General features: G+C 65.0%; 16 protein-coding genes. 8 read left to right on the top strand and 8 right to left on the bottom strand.

What is annotated here, in order from left to right:
• Positions 1 to 3,256: DNA polymerase III subunit alpha (locus tag RCJ92_RS11765; RefSeq protein ID WP_446754656.1), on the bottom strand; the 3,256-nt coding region annotated here is incomplete at its 3' end.
• A gap of 110 nt (positions 3,257 to 3,366) precedes the next feature.
• Positions 3,367 to 3,675: a DUF6504 family protein gene (locus RCJ92_RS11760; RefSeq protein ID WP_246049871.1), complete on the bottom strand. Its 309-nt coding sequence runs from the start codon at positions 3,673 to 3,675 to the stop codon at positions 3,367 to 3,369.
• Between the two features lie 189 nt (positions 3,676 to 3,864).
• On the opposite strand from RCJ92_RS11760, the gene RCJ92_RS11755 reads away from it, so the two are divergent.
• From RCJ92_RS11755 to RCJ92_RS11740, 4 genes are all read left to right on the top strand, one after another.
• Positions 3,865 to 4,305: a hypothetical protein gene (locus RCJ92_RS11755; RefSeq protein WP_446754655.1), complete on the top strand. Its 441-nt coding sequence runs from the start codon at positions 3,865 to 3,867 to the stop codon at positions 4,303 to 4,305.
• 179 nt (positions 4,306 to 4,484) lie between these two features.
• Positions 4,485 to 5,570 (top strand): S-(hydroxymethyl)mycothiol dehydrogenase, encoded by a 1,086-nt coding sequence (locus RCJ92_RS11750; RefSeq protein ID WP_138174180.1) that lies wholly within the window; start codon positions 4,485 to 4,487, stop codon positions 5,568 to 5,570.
• On the top strand, positions 5,570 to 6,199 hold the full coding sequence (locus tag RCJ92_RS11745; protein WP_138174182.1) for an MBL fold metallo-hydrolase: 630 nt from the start codon (positions 5,570 to 5,572) through the stop codon (positions 6,197 to 6,199). Before RCJ92_RS11750 ends, RCJ92_RS11745 begins: the two co-directional genes overlap by 1 nt.
• A gap of 151 nt (positions 6,200 to 6,350) precedes the next feature.
• On the top strand, positions 6,351 to 6,626 hold the full coding sequence (locus RCJ92_RS11740; protein ID WP_360028881.1) for a hypothetical protein: 276 nt from the start codon (positions 6,351 to 6,353) through the stop codon (positions 6,624 to 6,626).
• 40 nt (positions 6,627 to 6,666) lie between these two features.
• Here the strand turns inward: RCJ92_RS11740 and RCJ92_RS11735 are convergent, their stop codons facing one another.
• The gene (locus RCJ92_RS11735) at positions 6,667 to 7,398 is read right to left on the bottom strand and encodes an SOS response-associated peptidase (protein ID WP_396276698.1); all 732 of its coding nucleotides are present in this window, start codon (positions 7,396 to 7,398) and stop codon (positions 6,667 to 6,669) included.
• Between the two features lie 36 nt (positions 7,399 to 7,434).
• Between RCJ92_RS11735 and RCJ92_RS11730 the strand changes: the two genes are divergently transcribed.
• Positions 7,435 to 7,707 (top strand): mycoredoxin, encoded by a 273-nt coding sequence (locus RCJ92_RS11730; RefSeq protein ID WP_138174192.1) that lies wholly within the window; start codon positions 7,435 to 7,437, stop codon positions 7,705 to 7,707.
• Positions 7,708 to 7,817: 110 nt separating this feature from the next.
• Here RCJ92_RS11730 and RCJ92_RS11725 read toward each other — a convergent pair whose 3' ends face one another.
• Together RCJ92_RS11725 and RCJ92_RS11720 are read right to left on the bottom strand one after the other, a co-directional pair.
• Entirely contained in the window at positions 7,818 to 8,327 is a 510-nt protein-coding gene (locus RCJ92_RS11725) for a hypothetical protein (protein WP_446754658.1), read from the bottom strand.
• Complete coding sequence (locus RCJ92_RS11720; protein ID WP_446754654.1) at positions 8,279 to 8,572, bottom strand: hypothetical protein; 294 nt, start codon at positions 8,570 to 8,572, stop codon at positions 8,279 to 8,281. The genes RCJ92_RS11725 and RCJ92_RS11720 overlap by 49 nt, the downstream gene beginning before the upstream one ends.
• Positions 8,573 to 8,674: 102 nt before the next feature.
• Here RCJ92_RS11720 and RCJ92_RS11715 point away from each other — a divergent pair, with 102 nt between their 5' ends.
• A complete protein-coding gene (locus tag RCJ92_RS11715) occupies positions 8,675 to 9,298 on the top strand; it encodes a uridine kinase family protein (protein WP_138174194.1) in 624 nt (207 codons plus the stop codon).
• On the opposite strand, the gene RCJ92_RS11710 is transcribed toward RCJ92_RS11715, so the two are convergent.
• Together RCJ92_RS11710 and RCJ92_RS11705 are read right to left on the bottom strand one after the other, a co-directional pair.
• On the bottom strand, positions 9,295 to 10,113 hold the full coding sequence (locus RCJ92_RS11710) for a thioesterase family protein (RefSeq protein WP_446754653.1): 819 nt from the start codon (positions 10,111 to 10,113) through the stop codon (positions 9,295 to 9,297). The two genes, RCJ92_RS11715 and RCJ92_RS11710, sit on opposite strands and share 4 nt — an antisense overlap.
• 65 nt (positions 10,114 to 10,178) lie before the next feature.
• Positions 10,179 to 10,757 carry a helix-turn-helix domain-containing protein gene (locus tag RCJ92_RS11705; protein WP_138174198.1) on the bottom strand — a complete coding sequence of 193 codons (579 nt, stop codon included), beginning with the start codon at positions 10,755 to 10,757 and terminating at the stop codon, positions 10,179 to 10,181.
• Positions 10,758 to 10,838: 81 nt separating this feature from the next.
• On the opposite strand from RCJ92_RS11705, the gene RCJ92_RS11700 reads away from it, so the two are divergent.
• Entirely contained in the window at positions 10,839 to 11,783 is a 945-nt protein-coding gene (locus tag RCJ92_RS11700; protein ID WP_446754652.1) for an NAD(P)/FAD-dependent oxidoreductase, read from the top strand.
• Between the two features lie 659 nt (positions 11,784 to 12,442).
• Positions 12,443 to 12,646: a cold-shock protein gene (locus RCJ92_RS11695; RefSeq protein WP_138926284.1), complete on the top strand. Its 204-nt coding sequence runs from the start codon at positions 12,443 to 12,445 to the stop codon at positions 12,644 to 12,646.
• Between the two features lie 49 nt (positions 12,647 to 12,695).
• Here the strand turns inward: RCJ92_RS11695 and RCJ92_RS11690 are convergent, their stop codons facing one another.
• Positions 12,696 to 13,148, bottom strand: coding sequence for an FAD-dependent monooxygenase (locus RCJ92_RS11690; protein ID WP_446754657.1), 453 nt, complete (start codon positions 13,146 to 13,148; stop codon positions 12,696 to 12,698).
• Between the last annotated feature and the right edge of the window lie 172 nt (positions 13,149 to 13,320).

The raw sequence follows: 13,320 nt of genomic DNA, 5'->3' as shown, positions 1-13,320 counted from the left end.
CGCGCGGGCCGGTGCGCCGGGTGGTGCCGTGGATCAGCAGCATCCGGGTGTTGAACAGCAGCGGGCCGGTGCGCTGCTGCACGTCGTCGAAGAAGGTCGCGTCGATGCAGCCGGTGCCGTCGTCCACCGAGATGAACACCACCCGCTTGCCCCCGCGCATCGGCGGGGTCTGGGTGGCCACGCGCACCCCGGCGACCAGCACCTCCGACCCGTTGCGCAGCTCCAGCAGCTCCACCGCCCGGGTCATCGGCAGGTGGGCCAGGGCCTGGTTGTAGGAGTCGATGAGGTGTTCGCTCACGTCCAGGTGCATCAGGTCCAGTTCGGTGCGCACCTTCTGGCTGGGGCTCAGCTCGGTGCCGGTGGCGCGGATCGGCTCCAGCTCCCCCAGCGGCAGGGCCAGCTGCCCGGGGCCGGGACGGTACTTGGCCGGCAGGGTGCTGTGCGCCATGGACTGGGTGTGGGCGATGGTGTCGGCCCGGGTGGTGCCGGCCAGCAGGGAGTCGAACACCCCCAGCGCGGCCAGGTTCTGGTAGGTGCGCCGGGAAAGCCCGGCCCGGTGGCGCACATCGGCCAGCGACTCGTAGGGCTGGCCGGCGACCAGGCGCTGCACCTCGCGTTCGCTCATCTGGTGGATGTCGCGGAAGGCCAGGCGCACCCCGTACTGTCCGGGGCGCACCGTGCCGGCGGCGCGCGGAACCACCGGGGCGGTGCGCGCACCCCCGTCGTAGATGCGTTCGACCCGGTAGTGCCCGGTGGAGCGGTTCACGTCCAGCGGCAGGATCGGGATGTTCATCCGCCGGGCCTCGGAGACCAGCAGCCGCTTGGGGTACATGCCCGGGTCGTGTTCCCAGATGCCGGCCAGGAACGCCTCGGGGTGATGCGCCTTCAGCCAGGCCGAATGGTAGGTGGGCACCGCGAACGCGGCCCCGTGCGCCTTGCAGAAGCCGAAGGAGCCGAACCCGGCCAGCACCGCCCACACCTCGTCGATGGTCTGCTGGCCGTAGCCGCGCTGGGTGGCCGCGGTGCGGAAGAAGCGTTCGACCTCCGGTTCGCGCTGCGGGTTGCCCAGGTGGCGGCGGTAGACGTCGGCCATCCCCAGGTCGCAGCCGGTCATCACGTTCAGGATGCGCAGCACCTGTTCGTGGAAGACGGTCACCCCGTGGGTTTCGGCCAGCGCCGGCACCAGGTCCGGGTGCAGGTACTGGGCCGGGGCGAAGCCGTGGCGGTGCTCCAGGTAGGGCTTGACCATGTTCGACTGCATCGGCCCGGGCCGGAAGAGCGAGATGTCGATGATCAGGTCGTTGAATTCGCGCGGGGCCAGCTTGCCGATCAGTTCGCGCTGGCCCGGGGATTCGATCTGGAAGCAGCCCAGGGTGTGGGTGGAGCGGATCAGCTCGAAGGTGATCTCATCATCCAGGGGCACCTTGGTGAAGTCGATGTGCCCGTCCTGCTGGATGTACTCCTCGTTCCGGTGTCCGCCGGCGCGGGCCACGGCCTGCCGGTTGGGGTGCAGGCGCTTGATCTCCTCCAGGGTGTAGGCGATCGCCGACTGCATGCGCACCCCGAGCACGTCGAGCTTGATCAGCCCCATCAAATCCATGTCGTGCTTGTCGAACTGGCTCATCGGCAGCCCGATGCCCGAGGGCTGCACGGCGGTGCGTTCCAGCAGCGTGGCATCGGAGAGGATCACCCCGCACGGGTGCATGGAAATGTGCCGTGGCAGCCTGTCCAGCCGTTCGGTGGCGTCCACCAGCTGGTCCAGCTGCCGGTTGCCGCTGATTCGCCCGGCCAGGGCCGCCAGTTCGGGTTTCTCGGCCAGCGCCTCGCGGAAGGAGGAGGCGGAAAAGCGCCACAGCTGCTTGGCGATCTCATCGACCTGCTCCTGCTCAATGCCCAGCGCCGCCCCGGCATCACGCACCGCACCGCGGGCGCGGTAGGCGTTTTGCATGCTCATCAGGCTCACCCGTTCGGCGCCGAAGGTGTCAAAGATCTTGTGGTAGATCTCGTGGCGGCGCGCGGATTCCACGTCGATGTCGATATCGGGCAGGGTGGTGCGGGTATCGGAGAGGAAGCGCTCAAAGACCAGGTCGTGCTGCAGCGGGTTGACGTGGCTGATGCCCAGCAGGAAGTTCACCAGCGAGGAGGCCCCGGAGCCGCGGGCCGAGACCCGCACCCCCATGTCGGTGATCAGCCGCACGGTCTCGGCGACGGTCAGGAAGTAGCCGGCGAACCCCAGCCGGGAGATCACCCCCAGCTCCAATTCCAGCCGGGACTCGATGACCCCTTGATCGGTGTGCGGCAGCATCCGGGGCACCGCGGCGTGCACCCGCTGGCGCAGCTGGTGCTGGGCGTCCCCGGTGATCCCGATGATCCGGTGCTCGGGGATCACCGGCCGCTTCCATCCCAGGTCCTGGCCGGGATCCAGGGCGGCCCAGGCGGCCACCTGCTCGGTGGCGTGCAGCAGCCGGGAAGCCCAGCCGCGCTCGGTGGCCCGGGCGATGTCCCCGGCCAGGCGGTGCATCTCCTGCGGGGTTTTCAGCCAGCCCTGCCCGGTGGGCTGCAGCTCATCAAGCGCATCCAGGCTGTGCAGCACCCGGGCCGAATCCAGGATGTCGGCGGTGACCGCCCCGTCCGGGCCGGCATAGCGCACGGCATTGCTCAGCACCGGGGTGATGCCCAGCTCCCCGGCCAGGCGCACCAGCTTGCTGGCATGGCCCAGGCAGTAGCGCTGCCCCTCGGCCGAGAGGTGGGTGGTGACCTCCACGCGCAGCAGCCTGCCGGCCAGTTTCCGCCACTGGGCCAGCAGCTGGCGGGCGGCGGTGTAGTTGCGGGCCTCGATGGCCTTGCCCACCTCGGATTCGGCGCCCAGCAGCACCATCAGGTTGCCGCCGGCCAGGTGCTCGCGCAGCTGGGTGCGGTTCAGTCCCACGCTCTTGCGGTGGGTGTGCGCGGCGCTGACCGCCCGGCACAGGGCCGCGTACCCGGCGCCCCGGCTGTTGCCCCGCGCCAGCAGCAGAATGCGTCCACCGGCGCGTCCCTGCCGGTCAAGAACCGCCAGGTTGACCCCCAGGATCGGCCTCAGCCCGTGCTCCAGGCAGGCACCTACGTGCTTCACCGCGCCATAGAGCCCGTCCCGGTCGCACAACCCCAACGCCCAGGCACCATCGGCCTTGGCCTGGGCGGCCAGCAGCACCGGGGTGTCGACCCCGTAGTGGGCGCTGTAGGCCGAGACGACGTTCAGGTGGGTGAAACTCATGGGCGGGCATTCCTTCAAAACTTTCCAGACCCCTATTAGAACAAAGTTTCGAACGGTTGGCACACGCCCTACTCAGCCGCCCCTCCCGAAGGCGCCACCACCCCTAAGCGCTACGCGCTCAGCGGCAGCTCCTGGTGCACCCGGATCAATCGCCAGCGCGCCGATTGCGGGTCAAAGCTGACATCGATGGTCCGCCCCTGGCTGCGGGAGGAGCCCAGGGCGATCTGCAGCCGCCAAATCTCGTAGTCAACCACCCCGGCGCCGGTGCCGCGCGGAACGCGCATACCCTCGTCCCACCACTTGCGGCGCTCGAACCAGCGGTGCGGTTCGGCCACCAGGCGATACTCATGCCCCTTCCAGCGCACCCGCAACGGCACCCCGGCCGGAGTGCACGCAACCTCGATCGCCTCGGTGAACATGCCCACGGTTGACTCCTAACTGCTGCTCCATCAATTGTATTCGAACACGTGTTCGATCAGTAGCGACAGTAGTCAGCGCCCCGGACAGTTTGGGTCGGCCGCCGATGCTGGCCCGCAAACAGGAACTGTAGAGTCATGCTGAGACCGCGGCGGGCTCGCCGCCTGGAGCAGAACATTCGAAAGGCCCCCATGGGATTATTTGGACGCAAGAGCCGCACCGCGGCTGAGGAGCAACAGCAGCAGCTACTGGCCCAGGGTGAACCCCTGCATGGCAGCGGCTACACGCTGCGCGCCACCGGGCAGCTGGGCGGGGTGAGGAAACGCACCCCCATCACCGTCGTGGAGCTGAGCACCCAGAGTCTCACCGGCTGGTTCCACTTGGATGAGGCGCGCAGCTTCTTCACCGAACGCAGCGCCATCCTCGAGTCCTGGAACAACAGCCCGGCGGAGCTCTATCTGGCGACCACCAAGGCGGCGGGCAATGGTTCCCCGGCCGCCGCTGCTCTAGCGGGCCTGGGCGAGGGCCAGGCGGCGCTGCTTCAGCCCACCGGCAGCGGGATGCAGGTTGTGCTGTTGCTGGAGCAGGGCGAACTGCAAAGGATCCGCGGCTGGATCGAGCAATTGCCCTAACCCTGCGCGCGGTCGTAACACTCTTACGCCCTGAACGGACAAGCACACCGCAGCTCTCGCGGCACTCCACGCCGGGACGCGGCAAACCTGGGCGCAATGGACACATCCTAGAAACCCGGGCGCGCGACCGATAGCATCGAGAAGACCTGCAACTTTTCAATCTAAGGGGACCAAAACACATGCCTCATAAGGTTAAAGCCGTTATTTCCCGCGTCAAGGATGCCCCTGTCGAGGTCGTGGACATCATCGTCCCGGATCCGGGGCCCGGTGAAGTCGTCGTCGACGTTCTGACCACCGGGGTGTGCCACACCGACCTGCACTACAAGTTGGGCGGGATTGGCGACGATTACCCGTACCTGCTGGGTCACGAATCCACTGCGGTGGTTTCCCAGATCGGGCAGAACGTCACCAACGTCAAGGTTGGCGACCGGGTCATCCTGAACTGGCGCGCGGTGTGCGGCCAGTGCCGCGCCTGCGAAAAGGGCGAACCGCAATACTGCTTCAACACCCACAACGCCACCCAGAAGATGACCCTGGAGGACGGCACCGAGCTGAGCGCCGCGCTGGGCATCGGCTCGTTCGCCGAGAAGACCCTGGTGGCTGCCGGGCAGTGCACCAAGGTCGACGAGGATGCCGACGCCGCCGCGGTGGGCCTGCTCGGCTGCGGGGTCATGGCCGGCATTGGCGCGGCCATCAACACCGGTGAGGTCAAGCGCGGTGAGTCCGTGGCCGTGATCGGCTGCGGCGGGGTGGGAGCCGCGGCCATCGCCGGCGCCCAGCTGGCCGGGGCGACCACCATCATCGCGGTGGACGTCAACCCGGACAAGCTCAAGACCGCTCAGAAGCTGGGTGCCACCCACACCGTGGACTCCAGCAAGCAGGACGCCGTGCAGGCGATCCAGGAACTGACCGGGGGCTTCGGCGCCGATGTGGTCATCGACGCGGTGGGCCGGCCCGAAACCTACAAGCAGGCCTTCTACGCCCGCGACCTGGCCGGACGCGTGGTACTGGTGGGCGTGCCGACCCCGGAGATGACCCTGGAGCTGCCGCTGCTGGACGTGTTCGGCCGCGGCGGGGCGCTGAAGAGCTCCTGGTACGGGGACTGCCTGCCCAGCCGGGACTTCCCGATGCTGGTGGACCAGTACAAGCTCGGCCGCCTGGACTTGGACACCTTTGTCTCCGAACGCATCAAGCTGGACGAGATTGAGGCGGCCTTTGACAAGATGCACGAAGGAACCGTGCTGCGATCGGTGGTGGAACTCTAATGAACGCACAGATTGAAAACGTGATCACCTCGGGGACCTTCAGCCTCGATGGCGGAACCTGGGATGTGGACAACAACGTCTGGATCATCGGCGACGCCAAGGAGGTGCTGGTCATCGACCCGGCCCACGAGCCGGAGAAGATCCTCACCGCCCTGGGCGAGCGCAAGGTCAAGGCGGTGCTGCTCACCCACGGCCACGATGACCACATCCGCGCCGCCGGGGAGTTCGCCGACAAGGTCGGCGCCCCGCTGTACCTGAACCCGGAGGACTCGATGCTCTGGGACGCGGTCTACCCGGAGCGCAAGCCAGACGCGGAGATCAAGGACGGGGACCAGTTCTCCATCGCCGGGGTCACCCTGCATGCGATGCATACCCCCGGGCACTCGCCGGGCTCCACGTGCTTCCACGTGCCGGAGCTGGATGTGGTGTTCAGTGGTGACACCCTGTTCAGCGGGGGCCCTGGCGCCACCGGGCGCAGCTACTCGAGCTTCGAGACGATCATCGAATCGATCCGCGAACGCCTGCTGAACCTGCCGGAGAAGACCGTGGTCTACACCGGGCACGGGCCGAGCACCAGCATCGCGGCCGAGGCCCCGAACCTGGATGAGTGGATCGCCCGCGGCCACTAGGTCCTGGGGCAACCTTCCGCGCTAAACCTGCCGTCGCGCCATGGCTGACCCGCCATCGCCCGACGGCAGGTTTTTGCTTTGGTGACTCCCCAGTGGGTCCGGCCCGCGCGCCCGGCGCTGAAAGTGCGCGGGACCCGGTCATAATGACAACATGTCAACGAACCTTCCCGGTACGAAACCGCGGCCTCGCGGGGCCGCCATCCTGATGCTGAGCGGAGTCCTGTGCCTGATCGCCGGGCTGGTCATGAAGTGGTGGGATGCCCGCCAGCTGCGCGAATTCGGCTGGTTCGCCTACGCGCCGCTGAGCGAGACCACCTATTTTCCCGGCCCCACGCCGATGGCGGTGGCCGCCCTGGTGCTGCTCTTTGCCGGGGTGGCGGCGTTCTTCCTGGGACTGGGCATCCGGCTGGGCCGGCGCCGGCGCTAGCCACGGCCGCTGCCTCGGGCGCCCGCCGGGCCGGAACGGGCTAGAACAGCTGGGAGGTATGGGGTTCGACCAGTTCCGGTGAGTTGTTGCGGACGTTGCCCACGGCGGAGTCCACCTCATGCATGGCCCACTGGGAGGCAACGTCGAAGGCCTGCTCACGCAGCTGCTCAATCAGCCCCGCCCCGTCCTCGTCCATGGGGGCCAGCCACCGGGCCATCATGTCCTTGTCCATGGGAATCGGCAGGCGGTCGTGCAGGCCAGCCAGTTCCCCCAGCACCCCGGGCTCCGATTCCTGGGGCGATTCCATGGTGAGGATGGAGGTGGACAGGATCCAGCTGCCGTCCTCGTCCTTCCACCACTCGTAGAGGCCGGCAAAGAAGATCAGGCTTCCGTCCCCGGTGTGCACGAAGTAGGGACGTTTCTTGCCCCCGGGCTCCTTCTTCCACTCGTAGTAGCCTTCCACGGGCACCGCGGCCCGGCGTTTCTTCACCGCGGCCCGAAAGGTCGGCTTGCTTTCGGCGGTCTCGCTGCGGGCGTTGAAGGCCCGCACCCCGACCGACAGGTCCTTGGCCCAGCCGGGAACCAGGCCCCACCGGGCCACATGGACTTGGCGATGCAACTGCCCGTCGATCAGCCGCTCCAGGACGATCGGCACATCGGTGGTCGGCGCAACATTCCAGGACTGGCGCAATTCCAGGTTCGCATCCGCTTCGGCTTCCGCTTCGGCCACCAGATCCCCGATGGCCTTGGCCATGACGTATCTTCCGCACATGGGAACAAGTCTGCCAGCAAAATGGTTCAATGAGGTATGAGCAACCCAGTAAATTATGACCAGTACATCCCGGAATCCGGGTCGGTAACCATGTTCACCACCAGCTGGTGCGGTTACTGCCGCAACCTCAAGCGCATGATGGACCAGAAGGGTGTGAAGTACACCGAGGTGAACATCGAAGAGGTGGAAGGCACCGCCCAGATCGTCGAGTCCTTCAACGGCGGCAACCAGACCGTGCCGACACTGGTGTTCTCCGACGGCAGCGCAGCCACCAATCCGCGCATCGAAGAGGTCCTGGAACGCGCCTAACGGCGTCGGTGATTGATCAGAGAACTTAGCGCAATGCCCAGCAGCCCGCACCGCGGCCTGCTGGGCATTGCGCTATCCGACCGTAGCTGGCTGACCCCGGGTCGGCGTTGCTAACTAAGTGTCTTCTCCCCCACTTGGTCCAACTGGTATCTGGTGGAGTACTCCTTTAGTAGAGCTCGGGTAAAGTCCTCGACGCTGAGCCCGGGAACCAGGTCATCAGCCGCCCCAATGGTCGATGGATCCATGGGGATCTGCATCCGCTGGTAGACCTCGTCGAGCACGGCACGGATGGGAGCCGATTCGCTGATGACGAAGACCGATGAAAAAAGCCACGCCCCGGCCACCACCCGTTGGGCCGTTCCGATGAGTTTCACCGGGGCGCCGACTCGTGCGCCTGGGCCGGGCACCCCGTGCACGGAGTGCTCTCCGGCACAGTATTCGCCAGCCAGTTCCCCCATTCGCGCCTGGACTCCCAGCCGCTGCAGCGCCCTGGCATACAGTTCCCCGAAATCGGTGAACCGGGCCTGGTGTCCCATCATTGCCTCGGCTTCGGCCTCAATGTGATCCACAATCAGTGTGCCGCGGTGGTAGGCCGCCGCCCGCCCACCGGCCTGGCGCACCACGGGCGTGAACCCATGACGTTGCGCCGCTTCCACGGCCGCCTGATAGCCTCGAGCCGGACATCACGCTGCCCGAAGGCCAGGGTCGGATCGGGGCGGTAGATGCGCAGCAGTGCGGGCATCTGACCGGCGCGCACCTCACGCAGCAGCTGCACCCCGCGCTCCAGGTCCGCAGCCGGATCCCCGCTCGGTTCCTCGATGAGCACACGCAGCCGTGCCGGCTGACCTTCGCTAGCTAAACCCATGATGTCGATTCTACTGCCAGCCCGCACCACCGATCCGGAGGTGACAAGGAATGCCCCGACCAGGACCGCATCGTTTACCGGTCGGTACGGTTCTGCGCGATAATGGTCAGCGTGCCTCTTTCAACAACCCCGGTGATACTTATTGGCGGAGCCTCCGGCTCGGGCAAGTCCTATCTGGCTTCCCGCTACGGCAGGCCGCACCTGCCCCTGGATTCCTTCTACCGCCAGATCAGCGAAGACGGCCAACCGGAAATCTTCCCCCGCACCCAGTACGGCGAAATCGACTGGGACCATCCGGGAACCTGGAACCGCGCAGCGGCACTGGAGGCGATCGGCGAGCTGCTGGAAACCGGGTCAACGAACGTGCCGGACTATTCGATCGCCACCTCCAGCTACAGCGGGTACCTGCGGATCACCGGGGCCGGACCAATTGTTGCCGAGGGGATCTTCCTGGCTGAACTACTGCAGCCGCTGCGGGAGATGGGGGTAAACGTACAGGCCTACTACGTAGATGAGCCGGCCCTGGTCACCGCCCTGCGCCGCTTCGTCCGCGACGTCTCCGAACGTCGAAAACCGGTGGGTTTCCTCATCAAGCGCGGCTACGCCCTTTACCGCTCCCACAGCGCCAACCGTGAGGCCTACCGGGCCCAGGGATTCACCCTGCTGCCCAAGCCCACGATCAAGCAGCTGCTAGCCGACCTGGCGCAGGACCCCTCACGCAGCTAAAGCGGGCGAACCGTGAGGATCTGTTCGCTGTGCCCGAAAGGGCCCTGCTCGTCATGCAGGACCGCGGAGGTCAGCCCGATCCCGTCGGCGCCGTAGCTCTGCTGAGCCTGCAGCCCCAGCCACTGGCCCACCGGTTCACGGTACATGTGGATCTGCAGGTCCACGTTCGGGAACATCCAGCTGTTCGGGCCGGGTTCGGATCGTGGCGCCACACCGTTGGCGGTGTCCACCATTCCCAGCAGCCGCACCATGTCCGGGGAGCTGACCCCGTCCACCAGGCTGAACGGATTGCGCAGCCAGACGATGCCCTTGCCCGGCCGGTGCCCGGCCGCCGCACGCATTTCAACTCCACGAATGTAGCCGCCAGGCCACTGGGATACCGCGTCGTAGGGCTCGCACTCCTGCGGGCCGGGCACCCGCGCGTCCTCGCTCCCGGCCACTGCCGAGGAATCCCCGGTAGCCAGGCGCCAGGCCCGGGCAACGATGCTGGTCCGCCCGTTGGTCACCATCTCGGCTTCAATCAGCTCAATCGTGCGTCCAGGACGAATCATGCGGGTATTGATTTCGAACTCACCGGCGTGGATCAGGCCGTGGATCTCCAGGCTCACCCGGGCCAGTCGCATGTCATCCCGGGGCTGGAAGTTCAGCATTTCATGCACCAGCACACCGGTGGCCGGGGCCATATGCTGCTCATGTTCATTCCAGGCGCCCTGGGCATGAATCGTGGAGCGGTATCGCCCCTCCCCCAGCGGTTCATAGTAGAAGTCACCGGTAGCCAGGATTTGTTCGAGCTCGTCGCCGACCTGATGAGTCATCGCATTACCTCATTGAAATGTTCCGATACGTGCTGCAACTCACCCTACCCGAACCGGCTTCGGCGCTAGGCATCACCATGTGAGCAGTGAATTTGCTGCCCAGTGGTGTCAAGAATGCTCAGCAGCTCGGCCACCCCGCCCACCGCCCAAAACGAATGCGGCGTCATCGTGTCGAACTGGGCGGCCTGTCCCGCCTTGACGTGGTAAACGCGCTCGCCGAGTCGCAGCTTCACTTCGCCGCGCAGCACCGTGAACCAGTCCTTGCCCGGGTGAACGCGTGGTTCGGGTTCACTGCCGCCTTCTCGCGGGTCGATGCGCATCTTGACGACCATGGACCCGTGCAGGCCGTCGGGTTCGGACAAGCGCCAGGTTGTCAGGCCCGGAACACTGACCGGTTCGGGGCGAATGAGCGCGTCCTGCTCCGCCGGGGGCGCCACCAATTCATCAAGGGTGGTGTCTAGGGCCTGGGCAAGCGGCACCAACTGATCAAGGGCCATGCGGCGATTGCCGGTCTCCAGGCGGCTGAGGGTCGAGACGCTCATTTGTGCCCGGGTCGCCAAGGACTCCAGGGACCACCCCTTGGCTTTGCGGAGTCCCCGAATCCGAAGCCTGACGACAGAATCCACATCCATTTCTTGCGTCATAGGCAAAACTATATCCGATGAGGGCAAAAAATGGTTAGCGTGGCATTGTCCCGCTCCCCCACCTACAGAACGGATCAAACCATGGAACATTTCGATGTAGTGGTGATCGGCGGCGGAGCCGCCGGCTTGGCCGCCGCTTCAACCCTGGCCCGCTCACTACGCTCGGTGCTCGTCTGTGACGCCGGTGAACCGCGCAATGCAACATCGGCAGCAGCACACAACATCCTCGGACACGACGGCGCTTCACCGCAGCAGGTGCTGCAGCTGGCGCGAGACCAAGCGATCAATTATGGAGTGAAACTGAGCGGCTTAGCGGTCACGGGCCTGGAAGGATCCCTGAACCAGGGATTTACGGTACGCACCGAGTCCGAACACTTTGGCGCCCGCCGCATCGTCCTTGCCACCGGGCTACGGGACACTCTGCCAAAAATCCCGGGACTTGGGCAGGGCTGGGGAAGGAGCGTACTGCATTGCCCGTACTGCCATGGCTGGGAAGTGCGCGGACAACGGATCGCGATACTGGGTGTCAGCGTGATGAGCTCACATCAGGCCCAGCTCTTCTCCCAGCTCAGCAAGCACGTCACTTACTTGAATCATGATCCCTCGACACTTGCTGAAGATCAGCGGACCACGCTGGAAGCCTTGGGCATTGAGGTCGTCGATTCGGCGGTCCAGGCATTGGACGTCCACGATGATGGCGCGCTGCATGGGATTACGTTGTCCAACGGGATGGTTCTTGACGTAGATGCGGCGGTGGTGGCCAGCAGTATGCACGCAGATGCGGAACTCTACTTGAGGCTGGGCGGCCATTTGGCCCAGAATCCAATGGGCGAATACATTGCCACCGACCAGATGGGCGCCACTGATATTCCCGGCGTTTATGCCGCAGGCAATGTTGCCAACCTGGGCGCCATGATCCTGGCTTCAGCCGCCGCCGGAGTCAGTGCGGGCGCCGCAATCAATTTTGCGTTCATCCAGGAGGCCGCGGAAAAGGCACTCATTGAGCGCGGCCAGCTCTCAGGTTGAGCATGTTGACCCTCACCCGCTGTTCGCCGGGCGACGAACAGCGGGCGAAGGCCAGCGGATCCCCTTCTCCAGCTACAGTCAGGCACTTCACAGCCTGCGTCGCGTAAGGCGCTGGCTTGGGGGTTCGCTGCTGACAACGCGCAAAGAAAGGTCCTTGAGGACTGCGGAATAACATCTGTGAAGCAATTACTGCTAAGCTTGGATGGTTATCCCGTGCATCGAGACTGTTCGACAGCTTCGAAGCACATGCGACTCGGCCCGGGGCACACCGCGGGTCAGGTACAGCAGCAGTTCAGTCCAACGTGTTCCACACATGTTCGGACCCTTAATTGAATCGAATCTTTAATCTCTTTTTCACCACTGTCTTTCGGGCCACCTCCTGCTAGTTCCCTGAACAAGGGTATTTCCGCGCAGCCCGCACCCTCTCACTTCGTGGTGGCAGACTACTTCAGAACCCAGATCAGATTCGGCAACCTCGCTTTCAAACGCGCTCCCCTGCGGTCATTGCTTCGTCCAAAGATCAGCAATCGATTACCGATGTTGGTGCCCTATGCACTATCTGCCGGGGTCGAGTCCAGGGATAATCCCCAAGTTTCGTGTCGCGGTCGCGGCACGGTTTCATCGGCCACGTTGGTGGCCAAAACACCTAAGGAAACAACATGGCCACTGGCACTGTGAAATGGTTCAACGCCGAAAAGGGCTTCGGCTTCATCGCTCCGGCTGACGGCTCCGCCGACGTCTTCGCTCACTACAGCGCAATCCAGAGCTTCGGATTCCGTTCGCTGGAAGAAGGCCAGACCGTAGAGTACAGCGTTGAGCAGGGCCCGAAGGGCCTGCAGGCAACCAACATTCAGGCTCGCTAAAGCTTGAGCCGTGTGGGAGCCAGGAGTTCATCCTGGCTCCCACACTCATTTAAGTCTGCTGTCGTCCTGAAACGAGCGCAGGCTCCGGCGGTTTTTCGCGCAACAGACCAACGCCGATCAGACGCGCCGGAATCCTCGCCAACTGTGGAATTCTGCGCAGCACCCATCCTATGGCGCTTGGCAGTTCGACCTCGGAGTCACTGTCCAGGATCTGTACCAGGCCCCGGTGCAGAATACGCTGAACCGACTGCACCACCATCGTCGGCAGTTCTCGTCGGCGCTGAACTGCAGCCACGTCGCGATCGGTAATCCTGCCCGTTGCCAACGGAACAGCAAGCCGCCGTGCGGCGCATACCGCATCCTGCACTGCCAAGTTCACCCCCACGCCTCCAACCGGACTCATCGCATGAGCTGAATCCCCGATGCACAATAATCCGCGCCTCCACCATTTATTGGCCCGGTTCAGCAGCACCTCCAACAGCTTCAGATCTTCAAGTTCCAGGTCCTGGACTGCCGATTCCAGGTCTGGAACGGCCGCAGTGACCTGACTGTTAAATCAGCGTTTCGGGTACCGCAAGTCCACGTAACTGGTACCGCTGTTCCACGATAGGGTACTGGCCATTGCCTGCGTTGATCGTTCGCGGATGACGGCCAGCACCCCGACCGCTCCACTG

The organism is Glutamicibacter sp. BSL13 (assembly GCF_052928425.1).
This window is presented reverse-complemented; position numbering and strand designations above follow the sequence as displayed.

What these genes read in the sequence shown, in the direction of transcription:
- RCJ92_RS11760 (WP_246049871.1), bottom strand. Translation starts at nt 3,675, where the DNA reads ATGTTCACCGAGGCGATCGAGGTTGCGTGCACTCCGGCCGGGGTGCCG.
- RCJ92_RS11755 (WP_446754655.1), top strand. Translation starts at nt 3,865, where the DNA reads ATGGGATTATTTGGACGCAAGAGCCGCACCGCGGCTGAGGAGCAACAG.
- RCJ92_RS11750 (WP_138174180.1), top strand. Translation starts at nt 4,485, where the DNA reads ATGCCTCATAAGGTTAAAGCCGTTATTTCCCGCGTCAAGGATGCCCCT.
- RCJ92_RS11745 (WP_138174182.1), top strand. Translation starts at nt 5,570, where the DNA reads ATGAACGCACAGATTGAAAACGTGATCACCTCGGGGACCTTCAGCCTC.
- RCJ92_RS11740 (WP_360028881.1), top strand. Translation starts at nt 6,351, where the DNA reads ATGTCAACGAACCTTCCCGGTACGAAACCGCGGCCTCGCGGGGCCGCC.
- RCJ92_RS11735 (WP_396276698.1), bottom strand. Translation starts at nt 7,398, where the DNA reads ATGTGCGGAAGATACGTCATGGCCAAGGCCATCGGGGATCTGGTGGCC.
- RCJ92_RS11730 (WP_138174192.1), top strand. Translation starts at nt 7,435, where the DNA reads ATGAGCAACCCAGTAAATTATGACCAGTACATCCCGGAATCCGGGTCG.
- RCJ92_RS11720 (WP_446754654.1), bottom strand. Translation starts at nt 8,572, where the DNA reads ATGGGTTTAGCTAGCGAAGGTCAGCCGGCACGGCTGCGTGTGCTCATC.
- RCJ92_RS11715 (WP_138174194.1), top strand. Translation starts at nt 8,675, where the DNA reads ATGGTCAGCGTGCCTCTTTCAACAACCCCGGTGATACTTATTGGCGGA.
- RCJ92_RS11710 (WP_446754653.1), bottom strand. Translation starts at nt 10,113, where the DNA reads ATGACTCATCAGGTCGGCGACGAGCTCGAACAAATCCTGGCTACCGGT.
- RCJ92_RS11705 (WP_138174198.1), bottom strand. Translation starts at nt 10,757, where the DNA reads ATGACGCAAGAAATGGATGTGGATTCTGTCGTCAGGCTTCGGATTCGG.
- RCJ92_RS11700 (WP_446754652.1), top strand. Translation starts at nt 10,839, where the DNA reads ATGGAACATTTCGATGTAGTGGTGATCGGCGGCGGAGCCGCCGGCTTG.
- RCJ92_RS11695 (WP_138926284.1), top strand. Translation starts at nt 12,443, where the DNA reads ATGGCCACTGGCACTGTGAAATGGTTCAACGCCGAAAAGGGCTTCGGC.